General features: G+C 67.5%; 13 protein-coding genes and 1 tRNA gene. 12 read left to right on the top strand and 2 right to left on the bottom strand.

Annotated features, from left to right (window positions below; all coding sequences use genetic code 11):
• Window positions 1-4: 4 nt before the first annotated feature.
• Together AOK24_RS31595 and AOK24_RS31600 are read right to left on the bottom strand one after the other, a co-directional pair.
• On the bottom strand, window positions 5-1,045 hold the full coding sequence (locus AOK24_RS31595) for an adenosine deaminase (RefSeq protein WP_055723458.1): 1,041 nt from the start codon (window positions 1,043-1,045) through the stop codon (window positions 5-7).
• 116 nt (window positions 1,046-1,161) lie between these two features.
• A complete protein-coding gene (locus tag AOK24_RS31600; RefSeq protein WP_055723459.1) occupies window positions 1,162-2,385 on the bottom strand; it encodes a pyridoxal phosphate-dependent aminotransferase in 1,224 nt (407 codons plus the stop codon).
• A gap of 206 nt (window positions 2,386-2,591) precedes the next feature.
• On the opposite strand from AOK24_RS31600, the gene AOK24_RS31605 reads away from it, so the two are divergent.
• The 12 genes from AOK24_RS31605 (at window position 2,592) to AOK24_RS31660 (ending at window position 17,454) form a co-directional block, all read left to right on the top strand.
• Window positions 2,592-2,664 (top strand) — tRNA-Trp (locus AOK24_RS31605).
• A gap of 108 nt (window positions 2,665-2,772) precedes the next feature.
• Window positions 2,773-3,060 (top strand): preprotein translocase subunit SecE, encoded by a 288-nt coding sequence (gene secE / locus AOK24_RS31610; protein WP_010354295.1) that lies wholly within the window; start codon window positions 2,773-2,775, stop codon window positions 3,058-3,060.
• 81 nt (window positions 3,061-3,141) lie between these two features.
• Window positions 3,142-4,017, top strand: a complete 876-nt coding sequence (gene nusG / locus AOK24_RS31615) for a transcription termination/antitermination protein NusG (RefSeq protein WP_055723460.1) — start codon at window positions 3,142-3,144, stop codon at window positions 4,015-4,017.
• A 168-nt stretch (window positions 4,018-4,185) separates the two neighbouring features.
• Window positions 4,186-4,620, top strand: coding sequence for a 50S ribosomal protein L11 (gene rplK, locus AOK24_RS31620; protein WP_010354293.1), 435 nt, complete (start codon window positions 4,186-4,188; stop codon window positions 4,618-4,620).
• A gap of 80 nt (window positions 4,621-4,700) precedes the next feature.
• Window positions 4,701-5,426, top strand: coding sequence for a 50S ribosomal protein L1 (rplA, locus tag AOK24_RS31625; protein ID WP_055723461.1), 726 nt, complete (start codon window positions 4,701-4,703; stop codon window positions 5,424-5,426).
• A gap of 117 nt (window positions 5,427-5,543) precedes the next feature.
• Window positions 5,544-6,332 (top strand): SCO4651 family lipoprotein, encoded by a 789-nt coding sequence (locus AOK24_RS31630; RefSeq protein WP_055723462.1) that lies wholly within the window; start codon window positions 5,544-5,546, stop codon window positions 6,330-6,332.
• A 102-nt stretch (window positions 6,333-6,434) separates the two neighbouring features.
• Window positions 6,435-7,370 (top strand): SCO4651 family lipoprotein, encoded by a 936-nt coding sequence (locus AOK24_RS31635; RefSeq protein ID WP_240554230.1) that lies wholly within the window; start codon window positions 6,435-6,437, stop codon window positions 7,368-7,370.
• 302 nt (window positions 7,371-7,672) lie between these two features.
• The gene (rplJ, locus tag AOK24_RS31640) at window positions 7,673-8,203 is read left to right on the top strand and encodes a 50S ribosomal protein L10 (protein WP_055723463.1); all 531 of its coding nucleotides are present in this window, start codon (window positions 7,673-7,675) and stop codon (window positions 8,201-8,203) included.
• Between the two features lie 125 nt (window positions 8,204-8,328).
• Window positions 8,329-8,712, top strand: a complete 384-nt coding sequence (gene rplL / locus AOK24_RS31645; protein ID WP_055723464.1) for a 50S ribosomal protein L7/L12 — start codon at window positions 8,329-8,331, stop codon at window positions 8,710-8,712.
• A 565-nt stretch (window positions 8,713-9,277) separates the two neighbouring features.
• Window positions 9,278-12,763, top strand: a complete 3,486-nt coding sequence (gene rpoB / locus AOK24_RS31650) for a DNA-directed RNA polymerase subunit beta (protein WP_055723465.1) — start codon at window positions 9,278-9,280, stop codon at window positions 12,761-12,763.
• A gap of 94 nt (window positions 12,764-12,857) precedes the next feature.
• Window positions 12,858-16,757, top strand: coding sequence for a DNA-directed RNA polymerase subunit beta' (locus AOK24_RS31655; RefSeq protein ID WP_055723466.1), 3,900 nt, complete (start codon window positions 12,858-12,860; stop codon window positions 16,755-16,757).
• 232 nt (window positions 16,758-16,989) lie between these two features.
• On the top strand, window positions 16,990-17,454 hold the full coding sequence (locus AOK24_RS31660) for a DUF1707 and DUF4190 domain-containing protein (protein WP_055723468.1): 465 nt from the start codon (window positions 16,990-16,992) through the stop codon (window positions 17,452-17,454).
• Window positions 17,455-17,469 lie beyond the last annotated feature (15 nt).

Raw genomic sequence — 17,469 nt, forward strand, 5'->3', positions numbered from 1 at the left:
GCCCTCAAGACACCGGCCCCGCCAGCCAATCGTCCACCCCGGACAGCAGCTTCCCCTTGACATCGTCCGGCGCCGCCGAGCCCCGGATCGACTGGCGGGCCAGTTCTGCCAGTTCCTCGTCCGTGAAACCGTGGTACCGCCGGGCGATCTCGTACTGCGCGGCCAGCCGGGAGCCGAACAGCAGGGGGTCGTCGGCGCCCAGGGCCATCGGGACGCCGGCGTCGTACAGGGTGCGGAGGGGGACGTCCTCGGGTTTCTCGTAGACGCCCAGGGCGACGTTGGACGCGGGGCAGACCTCGCAGGTCACCCCCCGCTCCGCGAGGCGCTTCAGCAGGCGGGGGTCCTCCGCCGCGCGGACCCCGTGGCCGATGCGGCTCGCGTGGAGGTCGTCGAGGCAGTCGCGGACGGAGAAGGGCCCGGTCAGCTCGCCGCCGTGGGGCGCGGACAGCAGCCCGCCCTCGCGGGCGATCGCGAACGCCCGGTCGAAGTCGCGGGCCATGCCCCGGCGTTCGTCGTTGGAGAGGCCGAAGCCGACGACGCCCCGCTCGGCGTAGCGGACGGCGAGCCGGGCGAGCGTACGGGCGTCCAGCGGGTGCTTCATCCGGTTCGCGGCGACCAGCACCCGCATCCCGAGCCCGAGGTCGCGCGAGGTCGTCTCGACCGCGTCCAGGATGATCTCCAGCGCCGGGATGAGCCCGCCCAGCCGGGGCGCGTACGAGGTCGGGTCGACCTGGATCTCCAGCCACCCGGAGCCGTCCCGGACGTCCTCCTCGGCGGCCTCCCGCACGAGGCGCCGGATGTCGTCGGGCTCCCGCAGGCACGAGCGCGCGGCGTCGTACAGCCGCTGGAAGCGGAACCAGCCCCGTTCGTCCGTGGCCCGCAGCTGCGGCGGCTCCCCGCTGGTCAGCGCCTCGGTCAGCGCCTCCGGCAGCCGTACGCCGTACTTGTCGGCCAGCTCCAGCACGGTCGCGGGCCGCATCGAGCCGGTGAAGTGCAGGTGCAGATGGGCTTTGGGGAGTTGAGAGAGATCACGTACACGCTCCATTCGCCGATACTGCCGTACGAGGGTGAGGGGCGGGTAATCGGTTCCCCGAACGTGGGTTTGCTCGTACAAAAAGGCGGGCCGCCTCCCCGAAGGGAGACGGCCCGCCCGGCGATGCCCTACTTGGCCTCGGCCAGCAGCTTCTGGATCCGCGAGACGCCCTCGACGAGGTCCTCGTCGCCCAGCGCGTACGACAGCCGCAGATACCCGGGTGTGCCGAACGCCTCACCGGGTACGACCGCGACCTCGGCCTCCTCCAGGATCAGCTCGGCCAGCTCCACCGAGGAGGCGGGCCGCTTGCCGCGGATCTCCTTGCCGAGCAGCTCCTTGACGGACGGGTACGCGTAGAACGCGCCCTCGGGCTCCGGGCAGAACACGCCGTCGATCTCGTTGAGCATCGCGACGATCTTCTTGCGCCGCCGGTCGAACGCGACCTTCATCTCCTCGACGGCCGCGAGGTCACCGGAGACCGCGGCGAGCGCGGCGACCTGCGCGACGTTCGAGACGTTGGACGTCGCGTGCGACTGGAGGTTCGTCGCGGCCTTGACGACGTCCTTGGGGCCGATGACCCAGCCGACCCGCCAGCCGGTCATGGCGTACGTCTTGGCGACACCGTTGACGACGATCGTCTTGTCGGCGAGCTCGGGCACGACGACCGGCAGGGAGTGGAACTCCGCGTCGCCGTAGACCAGGTGCTCGTAGATCTCGTCCGTCAGGACCCACAGGCCGTGCTCGGCGGCCCAGCGGCCGATCTCCTCGACCTGCGCGCGCGTGTAGACGGCGCCGGTCGGGTTGGAGGGGGAGACGAAGAGCAGGACCTTCGTGTTCGCGGTCCGCGCCGCCTCCAACTGCTCGACGGAGACGCGGTAGCCGGTCGTCTCGTCGGCGACGACGTCGACCGGGACACCGCCGGCGAGGCGGATCGACTCCGGGTACGTCGTCCAGTACGGCGCCGGGACGATGACCTCGTCGCCCGGGTCGAGGATCGCGGCGAACGCCTCGTAGATCGCCTGCTTGCCGCCGTTGGTGACGAGGATCTGGGCCGCGTCGACCTCGTAGCCCGAGTCGCGCAGGGTCTTCGCGGCGATCGCGGCCTTCAGCTCGGGCAGGCCGCCCGCCGGGGTGTAGCGGTGGTACTTGGGGTTCTTGCACGCCTCGACGGCCGCTTCGACGATGTAGTCGGGGGTCGGGAAGTCGGGCTCACCCGCGCCGAAGCCGATCACCGGACGCCCGGCGGCCTTGAGGGCCTTCGCCTTGGCGTCCACGGCGAGGGTCGCGGACTCGGAGATCGCGCCGATGCGGGCCGAGACCCGGCGTTCGGTGGGAGAGGTTGCAGCGCTCATGGGGCACATGTTTTCAGACCCGGAACACCACCGGCACGCCGGTTTCACGTACTGGGCAACCCGAGATGAATCCGATCAAGAGCGCTTCACGTTCGACGCACGGCCCCTGAGCACGTACACTCATCCGTCGTTGGCCCTCAACACCCGTGCCACGAGCGGTGCACACCAAGCACCCGGTTGGATACGGTAGGTTGAGGAACACACAAAGGGTCGTAGCTCAATTGGTAGAGCACTGGTCTCCAAAACCAGCGGTTGGGGGTTCAAGTCCCTCCGGCCCTGCTTCACACTCCTTCTCCAGGAAGTGTGCGCAGGTACATACAGCATTGCACCGTCGTGCGGCTCAGACCGGGCGCGGCACGGCCACGACCCGGGAACAGGTGAGGACGAATGGCGGATGCCGTGGGCTCCATCGACACGCCTGATGCCCAGGACGAAGCGCCTGAGAGCAAGAAGAAGGCGCGCAAGGGCGGCAAGCGGGCCAAGCGGGGGCCGCTGAAGCGACTGGCCCTCTTCTACCGTCAGATCGTCGCCGAGCTGCGCAAGGTAGTCTGGCCCACGCGCAATCAGCTCACCACCTACACCACCGTGGTGATCGTCTTCGTGGTCATCATGATCGGTCTGGTCACGGTGATCGACTACGGCCTCAGCCACGCCGCCAAGTACGTCTTCGGCTGAGCCGACCAGCGAAGGGCGCCGAGGAAACCGGCGCCCCTTTCGCATGTTCCACCCTTATGCAACCCAGGAAGAAGCAGCCACGTGTCTGACCAGAACCTGAACGACGACCACGAAGCTGTCGAGGCCGTCGAGTCCGTCGACGACGAGCTCGACATCGTCGAGGGCGCGGACGAGGACCTGGACGAGGTGGAGGCTGCCGACGCCGAGGCCGGCGAGGCCGCTGAAGAGGACGCCGTCCACCTCGAAGAGGACGCCGACGTCGAGGACGCCGAGCTCGAAGAGGGCGGCGAGGACGACGACGAGGAAGAGGAGTCCGGCGGCGACGTCGAGACCGCTCCCGTCGACCCCGTCGAGGCCCTCCGCGAGGAGCTGCGCACCCTTCCCGGCGAGTGGTACGTCATCCACACCTACGCCGGTTACGAGAACCGCGTGAAGACCAACCTGGAGCAGCGCGCCGTCTCGCTGAACGTCGAGGACTTCATCTTCCAGGCCGAGGTGCCGCAGGAAGAGGTCGCCCAGATCAAGAACGGCGAGCGCAAGACGATCCGGCAGAACAAGCTTCCCGGGTACGTCCTGGTCCGGATGGACCTCACGAACGAGTCCTGGGGCGTCGTCCGCAACACCCCCGGCGTCACCGGCTTCGTGGGCAACGCGTACGACCCCTACCCGCTGACGCTGGACGAGATCGTCAAGATGCTCGCGCCCGAGGCGGAGGAGAAGGCGGCCCGTGAGGCGGCCGAGGCCGAGGGCAAGCCGGCGCCGTCGCGCAAGGTCGAGGTCCAGGTGCTGGACTTCGAGGTCGGCGACTCGGTGACGGTGACGGACGGTCCGTTCGCGACCCTCCAGGCCACGATCAACGAGATCAACGCCGACTCCAAGAAGGTCAAGGGCCTGGTGGAGATCTTCGGCCGCGAGACGCCGGTCGAGCTGTCCTTCGACCAGATCCAGAAGAACTAGGTCCTTCTGGAAGAAATACTTCCGACCAGGTCAGGCGGGCCTTCGCGGCTTGTCTGACCTGCTCGGTTTTTGGCCGCACACCTATACCCGTTATCGTTGTGCGGTATGCCTGCGTCCGGGTGATTCCCGAGCGTCGGCAGGACCCGAATCGAAAGGACCCGGAGAGCTATGCCTCCCAAGAAGAAGAAGGTCACGGGGCTCATCAAGCTCCAGATCAACGCCGGTGCGGCGAACCCCGCCCCGCCGGTCGGCCCCGCGCTCGGTCAGCACGGTGTCAACATCATGGAGTTCTGCAAGGCCTACAACGCGGCGACCGAGTCGCAGCGTGGCTGGGTCATCCCGGTGGAGATCACGGTCTACGAGGACCGCTCCTTCACCTTCGTGACCAAGACTCCGCCGGCCGCGAAGATGATCCTCAAGGCCGCCGGTGTCGAGAAGGGCTCGGGCGAGCCGCACAAGACCAAGGTCGCCAAGATCACCGAGGCGCAGGTCCGCGAGATCGCCACGACCAAGCTCCCCGACCTCAACGCCAACGACCTGGACGCCGCGGCGAAGATCATCGCCGGTACCGCGCGCTCCATGGGCGTCGTCGTCGAGGGCTGACCTCACCCCCCTTCACCGCAGATATGTGGGAGGGCCTGCTCGGCCCTGAACCACGACTCCAGAACCTCACAGGAGCAGTAATGAGCAAGCGCAGCAAGGCCCTTCGCGCTGCGGACGCCAAGGTCGACCGGGAGAAGCTGTACGCCCCGCTCGAGGCCGTCCGTCTCGCCAAGGAGACCTCCACCTCGAAGTTCGACGGCACCGTCGAGGTCGCCTTCCGCCTGGGTGTCGACCCGCGCAAGGCCGACCAGATGGTCCGTGGCACCGTGAACCTGCCGCACGGCACCGGCAAGACCGCCCGGGTCCTGGTCTTCGCGACCGGTGACCGTGCTGCTGCCGCGGAGGCCGCGGGCGCCGACATCGTCGGCTCCGACGAACTGATCGACGAGGTCGCCAAGGGCCGCCTGGACTTCGACGCCGTCGTCGCCACCCCGGACCTCATGGGCAAGGTCGGCCGCCTCGGCCGCGTGCTCGGTCCGCGTGGTCTGATGCCGAACCCGAAGACCGGCACCGTCACCCCGGACGTGGCCAAGGCCGTCACGGACATCAAGGGCGGCAAGATCGAGTTCCGCGTCGACAAGCACTCGAACCTGCACTTCATCATCGGCAAGACGTCCTTCGAGGACGAGAAGCTGGTGGAGAACTACGCCGCGGCGCTGGAAGAGATCACGCGTCTCAAGCCGTCCGCCGCGAAGGGTCGCTACATCAAGAAGGCCGCGATCAGCACCACGATCGGCCCCGGCATTCAGGTCGACCCCAACCGCACCCGCAACCTCCTCGTCGAGGAGGACCCGGCCGCGGTCTGAGCCTCACCGCTCACCTCGTAGTCGGACACGGGCCCCACGCCTTCGGGTGTGGGGCCCGTTCCCGTTGTCGGTGGCCTGGGTTAACGTGCGGGAACGGAGATCGCACAGGGGGGACCGATGGCGCGGGTGGGGCTGTGGGCGGCGACGGCGGCCCTGCTGCTGGGGAGCGTCGCGTGCACGGCGTCGGAGCCCGGCGCGCAGGCGGCGGCGCCGAGCGCGCCCGTCGCGGCCCTCAGGGGTGCCGAGCGGGCCACCGGGGACGCCGGGTCGGCGAAGGTCGAGTCGAGCACGGTGATGGGGAAGCTGATGTCCCTGACGGCCGAGGGGGCGGTGTCGTGGGCGCGGGGGTTCACGGGGACGCTCGTGCTGACCTACACCGGGGGCAGCGTCGCCGAGACCATGCGGAAGGCGGGCGTGACCTCGACGGAGGCCCGCTATCTGCCGGACGCGTACTACGCGCGTACGGGCGCGCGGCTCGCGAAGGCGGCCGGCGGCAAGCAGTGGGTGCGGTACGCGTACGCCGACCTGGAGCGCTTCGCGGGCGGCGCCGGTGCCGTCCTCCCGGACCAGCTCCGGAACACGGCCCCCAGCCGCGCGGTGAAGCTCCTGGCGGCATCGGGGGACGTGCGCGAGGTCGGCCGGGAGACGGTGCGGGGGCGGCGTACGACGCACTACTCGGGGTCCGTGGACTCCGACGCGTCCAGTGTGACGACCGAGCGGGTGGACGTCTGGGTGGACGAGCGGAACCTGCTGGTGAAGAAGGTGGAGACGGGCGTCGCCTCGGGCGGGCCGTACAGCCAGACCGCGTACTACGGGGACTACGGCACGAAGGTGACCGCCGAGCGGCCCCCGGCGAAGGACACGGCGGACTTCTCGGAGCTGGTGCGGGAACTGTCGGGTGGGTGAAAACGTCGGGGACAGTAAAGGGAGTCTCGGACTAAGGTTCTATACAGGTAAATCAAATGAAGGGGAGTCTGGGGAGGCTCCTTGGGACTGTGGGGGGTACGTGTGAACGTCCGGAAGAAGGCAGCCGCCGCCAGTGTGACCGCTCTGGTGCTGACCGGCGCCGTGGCCTGCGGGAACGCGTCCGACACCGTGGAGCGGACAGCGGCGCAGGTGCTGAAGGCGTCGTTCGAGAAGACGTCCGAGGCGAAGTCCGCGAAGGTCAACATGACCATGACCATGCCGAAGGCCATGGGGGGTGGCGGCAACACGACGATGACCGGCGTCATGGGCTGGGACCCGACCGTGATGGACGTCACGATGAAGGGCGACGGTCTCACGGACGAGCCGGGCGCCCCGGAGAGCGTCCGCATGATCATGGCGGACAACGTCATGTTCATGGACATGGGCACCTCGCCGGCCACGACCGAGCTGACGGACGGCAAGCGCTGGATGAAGCTCGACCTGATGGCCGCCGCGAAGGCCAGCGGTGACAAGGCGCTCCAGAAGCGGATGACCTCCGGCCTGGAGGACATGAACCAGAGCCCGGTGGACCAGCTCGCCCTGCTCCTCGAATCGCCGAACATCAAGCACGTGGGCAGCGAGAAGGTCGACGGCGTCGACGCGGAGCACTACAAGGGCCTGCTCACGGTCAAGGAGATGATGGCGTCCAACAAGTCGCTGGACGTCCTGGACTCCGCCGACCGCGACAAGCTCCTCAAGGGCATCGAGAAGTCCGGCTTCACGGGCTACGACACGGACGTCTGGGTCAACAAGGACGACCTCCCGGTCCGGATGGACGTCGTCATGGACCACCCCGACGGCCCGGTCAAGATGAGCATGAAGCTCTCCGACTACGGCGCGCAGGCCAAGGTCACGCCGCCCGCCGCGAAGGACACCTTCGACCTGATGGACATGCTCAAGAACCTCGGCGAGGAGCTGAAGGGCCTCGACGAGAGCGACCTCGACCTGGAGGGCCTGGAGGCGACTCCGGCCGCCTGAGCCCCGTAGGGAGCCTCATCGTCGTACGACCGGATTTGCCCCGCGCCGATCCGGTCGCGTACTCTCCTTGAGAAGCCAAAGACCGCTGGTCGTCGCCGTGTGTCCGTCAGGATGTGCGGTGGCCGAAGGATCCGCTGATACGCGGACGACCCGCGCAGGTGATCGTGGAAGTGCTCCCGGAGTTCGCCGCCCGAGCGGTGTGCGAGTCCCGGTCGAGCTACGCCCCGTGCGCCTGCGCCGGGGCGTTTCGTTTTCCCCAGCCCCTTCCGAGCGGTCTCATCACCCGGAAGGAGGCCACGCTTATGGCAAGGCCCGACAAGGCTGCCGCGGTAGCCGAGCTGACGGAGCAGTTCCGCAGCTCGAACGCCGCCGTGCTGACCGAGTACCGGGGTCTCACCGTGGCGCAGCTCAAGACGCTGCGCCGTTCGCTCGGTGCGGACGCCCAGTACGCCGTGGTGAAGAACACGCTGACCAAGATCGCGGCCAACGAGGCCGGGATCTCGACGCTCGACGACCTGTTCAACGGTCCGACGGCGGTCGCCTTCATCACCGGTGACCCGGTGACGTCGGCGAAGGGTCTTCGTGACTTCGCCAAGGACAACCCGAACCTCGTCATCAAGGGCGGTGTCCTTGACGGCAAGGCGCTGTCCGCCGACGAGATCAAGAAGCTCGCGGACCTCGAGTCCCGCGAGGTTCTGCTCAGCAAGCTGGCCGGTGCCATGAAGGGCAAGCAGACGCAGGCTGCACAGCTCTTCCAGGCGCTGCCGACGAAGCTCGTCCGCACCGTGGACGCCCTTCGCGCCAAGCAGGCCGAGCAGGGCGGTGCCGAGTAATTCGGCTCGCATCATGACCGCCGCGTGAGGCATCCAGCCGTAGCGCAGCGGTCGTAGCGGGCCGCACGCCCGCCAGACACATACATCCGGCACCTGCCGATCTAGAAGTGGAAGGAGCAGCCACCATGGCGCTCACCCAGGACGAACTGCTTGCCGAGTTCGAGAACATGACCCTCATCCAGCTCTCCGAGTTCGTCTCCGCGTTCGAGGCGAAGTTCGACGTCACCGCCGCGGCTGCCGCGCCGGTCGTCGTCGCCGGTGGTGCCGCCGGTGGCGCCGCTGAGGCCGTCGAGGAGAAGGACGAGTTCGACGTCATCCTGACCGGTGCCGGCGACAAGAAGATCCAGGTCATCAAGGTCGTGCGCGAGCTCACCTCCCTGGGCCTCAAGGAGGCCAAGGACCTGGTCGACGGTGCGCCGAAGCCCGTCGTCGAGAAGGTCAACAAGGAAGCCGCTGACAAGGCGAAGGAAGCCCTTGAGGGCGCCGGCGCCTCGGTCGAGGTCAAGTAACACCTTCCGGGGCCCGCTGAGGGCCTCGGGAAGCGTCTCGGAAAACGGTCCGCGAGGGCTGTAACGCGAGCACCGCGAAGAGCGATCATCCATCCGGGTGGTCGCTCTTCGGCGTTCCTGGAAGCGTGGCCACGGTTGCCTTGAACCCCTGTTCACGAGGGGTATGGTGATCTTCGTCGTGTCTGCGGACACCCTCTGTTCGGGCGGGGGGCTCTTGACGAACAGCACGCAGCGCGCAATTCTCAGGACGCGTCGTCACAAGGATCCGAATCCGAGGCATGGATCGACGGCGAAGAGGGCAGGATGACCGTGCGTTGAGGGCAAGCGCGCCGAGGACTGTGAGTGACGACGAGGGCTGTTGAAAATCGGGGCTGGACATCAGTGTGCCGGATGGCTACACTGTCCCTTTGCGCTGCCTGTTAGCTATCCCCTGCCCGTCACCAGGGGTCTGCCCTCACTTGAGCTCAGCGACTGAAACGGCCCTGACCTGGGACTTTCGTCGTTTGTGCGCCGGGGAGGGGCCGGGAAGCGCGTAGTGAGTCCGAGCCCTCGGAAGGACCCCCTCTTGGCCGCCTCGCGCACCGCCTCGACCGCGAATACGAACAACGCCGCCAGCACTGCCCCGCTGCGCATCTCCTTTGCAAAGATCAAGGAGCCTCTCGAGGTTCCGAACCTGCTCGCGCTCCAGACCGAGAGCTTCGACTGGCTGCTCGGCAACACCGCCTGGCAGAGCCGCGTCGAGGCGGCTCTGGAGTCCGGTCAGGACGTCCCCACCAAGTCCGGCCTGGAGGAGATCTTCGAGGAGATCTCCCCGATCGAGGACTTCTCCGGGTCGATGTCGCTGACCTTCCGCGACCACCGCTTCGAGCCGCCGAAGAACTCCATCGACGAGTGCAAGGAGCGCGACTTCACGTACGCCGCGCCGCTCTTCGTCACCGCCGAGTTCACCAACAACGAGACCGGCGAGATCAAGTCCCAGACGGTCTTCATGGGCGACTTCCCGCTCATGACCAACAAGGGCACCTTCGTCATCAACGGCACCGAGCGTGTCGTCGTGTCGCAGCTCGTGCGCTCGCCCGGTGTCTACTTCGACTCCTCCATCGACAAGACCTCCGACAAGGACATCTTCTCCGCGAAGATCATCCCGTCCCGGGGTGCCTGGCTGGAGATGGAGATCGACAAGCGCGACATGGTCGGTGTCCGCATCGACCGCAAGCGCAAGCAGTCCGTGACCGTCCTCCTCAAGGCCCTCGGCTACACGACCGAGCAGATCCTGGAGGAGTTCGGCGAGTACGAGTCGATGCGCGCCACCCTGGAGAAGGACCACACCCAGGGCCAGGACGACGCGCTGCTCGACATCTACCGCAAGCTGCGTCCGGGCGAGCCGCCGACCCGTGAGGCCGCGCAGACGCTGCTGGAGAACCTCTACTTCAACCCGAAGCGCTACGACCTCGCGAAGGTCGGCCGCTACAAGGTGAACAAGAAGCTCGCCGCGGACGCGCCGCTCGACGCCGGTGTGCTGACCGTCGAGGACGTCATCGCGACGATCAAGTACCTCGTCAAGCTGCACGCGGGCGAGACCGAGACGGTCGGCGACAGCGGCCAGACGATCGTCGTCGAGACCGACGACATCGACCACTTCGGCAACCGCCGTCTGCGCTCGGTCGGCGAGCTGATCCAGAACCAGGTCCGTACGGGTCTCGCCCGTATGGAGCGCGTCGTGCGTGAGCGCATGACCACCCAGGACGTCGAGGCGATCACGCCGCAGACCCTGATCAACATCCGGCCGGTCGTCGCCTCCATCAAGGAGTTCTTCGGCACCAGCCAGCTGTCGCAGTTCATGGACCAGAACAACCCGCTGTCGGGTCTCACCCACAAGCGCCGTCTGTCGGCGCTCGGTCCGGGTGGTCTCTCCCGTGAGCGGGCCGGCTTCGAGGTCCGTGACGTGCACCCCTCGCACTACGGCCGCATGTGCCCGATCGAGACCCCCGAAGGCCCGAACATCGGTCTGATCGGCTCGCTCGCCTCCTACGGCCGCGTCAACGCGTTCGGGTTCGTCGAGACCCCGTACCGCAAGGTCGTCGACGGCCAGGTCACCGACGAGGTCGACTACCTGACGGCCGACGAGGAGGACCGCTTCGTCATCGCGCAGGCCAACGCCACGCTCAACGACGAACTGCGCTTCACCGAGAACCGCGTCCTGGTCCGCCGCCGTGGCGGCGAGGTCGACTACGTCCCCGGTGACGAGGTCGACTACATGGACGTCTCGCCGCGCCAGATGGTGTCGGTCGCGACCGCCATGATCCCGTTCCTGGAGCACGACGACGCCAACCGTGCCCTCATGGGCGCGAACATGATGCGCCAGGCCGTTCCGCTCATCAAGAGCGAGGCCCCGCTCGTCGGCACCGGCATGGAGTACCGCTCCGCCGTCGACGCCGGTGACGTCGTCAAGGCCGAGAAGGCCGGTGTGGTCCAGGAGGTCTCCGCCGACTACATCACCACCGCCAACGACGACGGCACGTACATCACGTACCGCCTGGCCAAGTTCGCCCGCTCCAACCAGGGCACCTCGGTCAACCAGAAGGTCATCGTCAACGACGGCGACCGGATCATCGCCGGCCAGGTGCTGGCCGACGGCCCGGCCACCGAGAACGGCGAGATGGCGCTCGGCAAGAACCTGCTGGTCGCGTTCATGCCGTGGGAGGGCCACAACTACGAGGACGCGATCATCCTGTCGCAGCGCCTCGTGCAGGACGACGTCCTCTCCTCGATCCACATCGAGGAGCACGAGGTCGACGCCCGTGACACCAAGCTCGGCCCCGAGGAGATCACCCGGGACATCCCGAACGTCTCCGAGGAGGTCCTCGCCGACCTCGACGAGCGCGGCATCATCCGCATCGGTGCCGAGGTCGTCGCCGGTGACATCCTGGTCGGCAAGGTCACGCCCAAGGGCGAGACCGAGCTGACGCCCGAGGAGCGGCTGCTGCGCGCGATCTTCGGCGAGAAGGCGCGCGAGGTCCGTGACACCTCGCTGAAGGTGCCGCACGGCGAGATCGGCAAGATCATCGGCGTACGCGTCTTCGACCGTGAGGAGGGCGACGAGCTGCCGCCCGGGGTCAACCAGCTGGTGCGCGTGTACGTGGCGCAGAAGCGGAAGATCACCGACGGTGACAAGCTCGCCGGCCGGCACGGCAACAAGGGCGTCATCTCGAAGATCCTGCCGATCGAGGACATGCCGTTCCTGGAGGACGGCACGCCGGTCGACATCATCCTCAACCCGCTGGGTGTGCCGTCCCGAATGAACCCGGGACAGGTGCTGGAGATCCACCTCGGCTGGCTGGCCAGCCGCGGCTGGGACGTCTCCGGGCTCGGCGAGGAGTGGGCGCAGCGGCTCCAGGTGATCGGCGCCGACCAGGTCGCCCCCGGCACCAACGTCGCCACCCCGGTCTTCGACGGTGCGCGTGAGGACGAGCTCGCGGGTCTGCTGAACCACACCATCCCGAACCGCGACGGCGACCGCATGGTGCAGCCGACCGGCAAGGCGCGGCTGTTCGACGGCCGCAGCGGTGAGCCGTTCCCGGACCCGATCTCCATCGGCTACATGTACATCCTCAAGCTCCACCACCTGGTCGACGACAAGCTGCACGCCCGGTCGACCGGTCCGTACTCGATGATCACCCAGCAGCCGCTGGGTGGTAAGGCCCAGTTCGGTGGCCAGCGCTTCGGTGAGATGGAGGTGTGGGCGCTGGAGGCTTACGGCGCCGCGTACGCCCTCCAGGAGCTGCTGACCATCAAGTCCGACGACGTCACCGGCCGCGTGAAGGTCTACGAGGCCATCGTCAAGGGCGAGAACATCCCCGAGCCCGGCATCCCCGAGTCCTTCAAGGTGCTCATCAAGGAGATGCAGTCCCTGTGCCTCAACGTGGAGGTGCTGTCCTCGGACGGCATGTCCATCGAGATGCGCGACACCGACGAGGACGTCTTCCGCGCTGCGGAAGAGCTCGGCATCGACCTGTCCCGGCGCGAGCCGAGCAGCGTCGAAGAGGTCTGACGGGAGTCCGGAGGCCTTCGCCATGAAGGCCTCCGGCCCCAGGACCCCCGTTTCAGACCCCATGACTTACAACCCTGAGAGGGATTGACGCATAGTGCTCGACGTCAACTTCTTCGACGAGCTTCGGATCGGCCTGGCCACCGCGGACGACATCCGTCAGTGGAGCCACGGCGAGGTCAAGAAGCCCGAGACGATCAACTACCGCACCCTGAAGCCGGAAAAGGACGGGCTCTTCTGCGAGAAGATCTTCGGCCCCACCCGGGACTGGGAGTGCTACTGCGGCAAGTACAAGCGCGTCCGCTTCAAGGGCATCATCTGTGAGCGCTGTGGCGTCGAGGTCACCCGCGCCAAGGTGCGCCGTGAGCGGATGGGCCACATCGAGCTGGCCGCTCCCGTCACCCACATCTGGTACTTCAAGGGCGTCCCGTCGCGCCTGGGCTACCTGCTCGACCTCGCCCCGAAGGACCTGGAGAAGGTCATCTACTTCGCGGCGTACATGATCACGTACGTCGACGACGAGCGCCGTACCCGTGACCTGCCCTCCCTTGAGGCGCACGTCTCGGTCGAGCGGCAGCAGATCGAGAACCGCCGGGACTCCGACCTGGAGGCTCGCGCCAAGAAGCTGGAAGGCGACCTGGCCGAGCTGGAGGCCGAGGGCGCCAAGTCCGACGTGCGCCGCAAGGTGCGCGAAGGCGCCGAGCGTGAGATGAAGCAGCTGCGTGACCGCTCGCAGCGCGAGATCGACCGCCTCGACGAGGTCTGGACCCGGTTCAAGAACCTCAAGGTCCAGGACCTGGAGGGCGACGAGCTGCTCTACCGCGAGCTGCGCGACCGGTTCGGCACCTACTTCGACGGCTCGATGGGCGCCGCCGCGCTCCAGAAGCGCCTGGAGTCCTTCGACCTCGAAGAGGAGGCCGAGCGCCTCCGCGAGATCATCCGCACCGGCAAGGGCCAGAAGAAGACCCGCGCGCTCAAGCGCCTCAAGGTCGTCTCCGCGTTCCTCCAGACCAGCAACAGCCCCAAGGGCATGGTCCTGGACTGCGTCCCGGTCATCCCGCCGGACCTCCGCCCGATGGTGCAGCTGGACGGTGGCCGCTTCGCGACCTCCGACCTGAACGACCTGTACCGCCGTGTGATCAACCGCAACAACCGCCTGAAGCGGCTTCTCGACCTCGGCGCGCCCGAGATCATCGTGAACAACGAGAAGCGCATGCTCCAGGAGGCCGTGGACGCCCTCTTCGACAACGGCCGTCGTGGCCGCCCGGTCACGGGCCCCGGCAACCGTCCGCTGAAGTCCCTCAGCGACATGCTGAAGGGCAAGCAGGGTCGTTTCCGTCAGAACCTGCTCGGCAAGCGTGTGGACTACTCCGCGCGTTCCGTGATCGTCGTCGGTCCGCAGCTCAAGCTGCACCAGTGCGGTCTGCCGAAGGCGATGGCGCTCGAGCTGTTCAAGCCGTTCGTCATGAAGCGGCTCGTGGACCTCAACCACGCGCAGAACATCAAGTCCGCCAAGCGGATGGTCGAGCGTGGCCGCACCGTCGTGTACGACGTCCTCGAAGAGGTCATCGCCGAGCACCCGGTGCTGCTGAACCGTGCGCCCACCCTGCACCGCCTCGGCATCCAGGCCTTCGAGCCGCAGCTCGTCGAGGGCAAGGCCATCCAGATCCACCCGCTCGTGTGCACCGCGTTCAACGCGGACTTCGACGGTGACCAGATGGCCGTCCACCTGCCGCTCTCCGCGGAGGCGCAGGCCGAGGCACGCATCCTGATGCTGTCCTCGAACAACATCCTCAAGCCCGCCGACGGCCGTCCGGTGACGATGCCGACCCAGGACATGGTCCTCGGTCTGTTCTTCCTCACCACCGACGGCGAGCTGCGCGACACCAAGGGCGAGGACCGCTCCTTCTCCTCGGTGCCCGAGGCGATCATGGCGTTCGACGCCGGGGAGCTGGCCCTCCAGTCGCCGGTCGACATCCGCTTCCCGGTGGGCACCATCCCGCCGCGTGGCTGGACGCCGCCGGTGCGCGAGGCGGACGAGCCGGAGTGGCAGCAGGGTGACAGCTTCCGGCTGCGCACCACGCTGGGCCGCGCGCTCTTCAACGAGCTGCTGCCCGAGGACTACCCGTTCGTCGACTACTCGGTGGGCAAGAAGCAGCTCTCCGAGATCGTCAACGACCTCGCCGAGCGCTACCCCAAGGTGATCGTCGCCGCGACGCTGGACAACCTGAAGGCGGCCGGCTTCCACTGGGCGACCCGTTCCGGTGTCACCGTCGCCATCTCCGACGTGGTCGTCCCCGAGGCGAAGAAGGAGATCGTCGCCGGGTACGAGGCCAAGGACGAGAAGGTCCAGAAGCAGTACGAGCGCGGTCTGATCACCAAGGAAGAGCGCACCCAGGAGCTCATCCAGATCTGGACGCAGGCGACCAACGAGGTCGCCGAGGCGATGAACGCGAACTTCCCCAAGACGAACCCCATCTTCATGATGGTTGACTCGGGTGCCCGAGGAAACATGATGCAGATGCGGCAGATCGCCGGTATGCGTGGTCTGGTGTCGAACGCGAAGAACGAGACCATCCCGCGTCCGATCAAGGCCTCGTTCCGTGAGGGCCTGTCCGTGCTGGAGTACTTCATCTCCACGCACGGTGCCCGTAAGGGTCTCGCCGACACCGCCCTGCGTACCGCCGACTCGGGTTACCTCACCCGTCGTCTGGTGGACGTCTCGCAGGACGTCATCATCCGCGAGGAGGACTGCGGCACCGACCGCGGCCTCAAGCTGGCCATCGCCGAGCGCGGCGAGGACGGCGTGCTGCGCAAGACGGAGAACGTCGAGACGTCCGTCTACGCCCGCATGCTGGCCGAGGACATCACCGTCGACGGCCGTGTGCTGGCCCCGGCCAACACCGACCTCGGCGACGTCCTCATCGACGAGCTGGTCCTGCACGGCATCGAGGAGGTCAAGACCCGCTCGATCCTGACCTGCGAGTCGCACGTCGGCACCTGTGCCATGTGCTACGGCCGCTCCCTCGCGACCGGCAAGCTGGTCGACATCGGTGAGGCGGTCGGCATCATCGCCGCGCAGTCCATCGGTGAGCCCGGTACCCAGCTGACGATGCGTACCTTCCACACCGGTGGTGTGGCCGGTGACGACATCACCCAGGGTCTGCCCCGTGTCGTCGAGCTCTTCGAGGCCCGTACGCCCAAGGGTGTCGCCCCGATCTCCGAGGCCCAGGGCCGCGTGCGGATCGAGGAGACCGAGAAGACCAAGAAGATCGTCATCACGCCGGACGACGGCAGCGACGAGACGGCGTTCCCGATCTCGAAGCGTGCGCGTCTGCTGGTCAGTGAGGGTGAGCACGTCGAGGTGGGCCAGAAGCTCACGGTCGGCGCGACCAACCCCCACGACGTGCTGCGCATCCTCGGTCAGCGTGCCGTCCAGGTCCACCTGGTCGGCGAGGTCCAGAAGGTCTACAACTCGCAGGGTGTGTCGATCCACGACAAGCACATCGAGATCATCATCCGGCAGATGCTGCGCCGGGTGACGATCATCGAGTCCGGCGACGCGGAGCTCCTGCCGGGCGAGCTGGTCGAGCGGTCGAAGTTCGAGACCGAGAACCGTCGGGTCGTCCAGGAAGGCGGTCACCCCGCCTCCGGTCGTCCGCAGCTCATGGGTATCACCAAGGCCTCGCTGGCCACGGAGTCCTGGCTGTCGGCGGCGTCCTTCCAGGAGACGACGAGGGTCCTCACGGACGCGGCGATCAACGCCAAGTCCGACTCCCTCATCGGCCTCAAGGAGAACGTCATCATCGGTAAGCTCATCCCGGCCGGTACGGGGCTCTCCCGCTACCGCAACATCCGGGTGGAGCCGACCGAGGAGGCCAAGGCCGCGATGTACTCGGCCGTCGGGTACGACGACATCGACTACTCGCCGTTCGGCACCGGGTCCGGCCAGGCTGTTCCGCTGGAGGACTACGACTACGGGCCGTACAACCAGTAGGCCGTAGGGCTCGGCAGTGCTTGAGGGCGGTCACCCCTTTTCGGGGTGGCCGCCCTTCGGCTTTGGGTACGGGGGTGTGGAACCATGCGCGCGTCTCGGGCGTTGAGGGATGATAGGGGTAAGAGAAGTGCCGTCCGGGGGAGGTCCCGTGTCGTATCCGACGCCGTGGCAGCCGTGGCAGCCGGCTCAGGGGCAGGGTGGGCAGCAAGGTCTTCCGGGGGTGCAGCAGGGGATGCTGGCGTCCACGGCTGACCGGGAGCGGGCCGTGGATGTGCTGCGGGCCGGGTTCAGTGAGGGGCGGTTGCAGGCGGACGAGCTGGAGAAGCGGGTCGCCCGGGCGTATCAGGCCCGGACCGTGGGGGAGCTGTCGCTGATCGTCGCCGATCTGCCGCAGGGGCCCGCGCCTGTGCAGCAGTTCGGGCCGCCGCAGGGGTATGTGCCCCGGACGTTCCGGCCGATGCCCGCGCCGCCGACCAACGGGAAGGCCGTGGGGGCGCTGGTGTGCGGGGTGCTGACGACCATGACGATGGGGTTGACCGGGATTCCCGCGGTGATCCTCGGGCACACGGCTCGGACGGAGATCCAGCGGACCGGGGAGGGCGGCGAGGGGTTCGCCATGACGGGGATCATCCTCGGGTGGCTGTCCATCGCCGGGTGGGCCGCGTTCATATTGCTGATGGTGCTGATCGCGGCGTAGGGGGCGGGCCGGGGA

This window comes from Streptomyces niveiscabiei (assembly GCF_001419795.1).
In the GTDB taxonomy this organism is placed as follows: domain Bacteria; phylum Actinomycetota; class Actinomycetes; order Streptomycetales; family Streptomycetaceae; genus Streptomyces; species Streptomyces niveiscabiei.

What these genes read in the sequence shown, in the direction of transcription:
- AOK24_RS31595 (WP_055723458.1), bottom strand. Translation starts at nt 1,045, where the DNA reads ATGGAGCGTGTACGTGATCTCTCTCAACTCCCCAAAGCCCATCTGCAC.
- AOK24_RS31600 (WP_055723459.1), bottom strand. Translation starts at nt 2,385, where the DNA reads ATGAGCGCTGCAACCTCTCCCACCGAACGCCGGGTCTCGGCCCGCATC.
- secE (WP_010354295.1), top strand. Translation starts at nt 2,773, where the DNA reads ATGGCGGATGCCGTGGGCTCCATCGACACGCCTGATGCCCAGGACGAA.
- rplK (WP_010354293.1), top strand. Translation starts at nt 4,186, where the DNA reads ATGCCTCCCAAGAAGAAGAAGGTCACGGGGCTCATCAAGCTCCAGATC.
- rplA (WP_055723461.1), top strand. Translation starts at nt 4,701, where the DNA reads ATGAGCAAGCGCAGCAAGGCCCTTCGCGCTGCGGACGCCAAGGTCGAC.
- AOK24_RS31630 (WP_055723462.1), top strand. Translation starts at nt 5,544, where the DNA reads ATGGCGCGGGTGGGGCTGTGGGCGGCGACGGCGGCCCTGCTGCTGGGG.
- rplJ (WP_055723463.1), top strand. Translation starts at nt 7,673, where the DNA reads ATGGCAAGGCCCGACAAGGCTGCCGCGGTAGCCGAGCTGACGGAGCAG.
- rplL (WP_055723464.1), top strand. Translation starts at nt 8,329, where the DNA reads ATGGCGCTCACCCAGGACGAACTGCTTGCCGAGTTCGAGAACATGACC.
- AOK24_RS31660 (WP_055723468.1), top strand. Translation starts at nt 16,990, where the DNA reads ATGCTGGCGTCCACGGCTGACCGGGAGCGGGCCGTGGATGTGCTGCGG.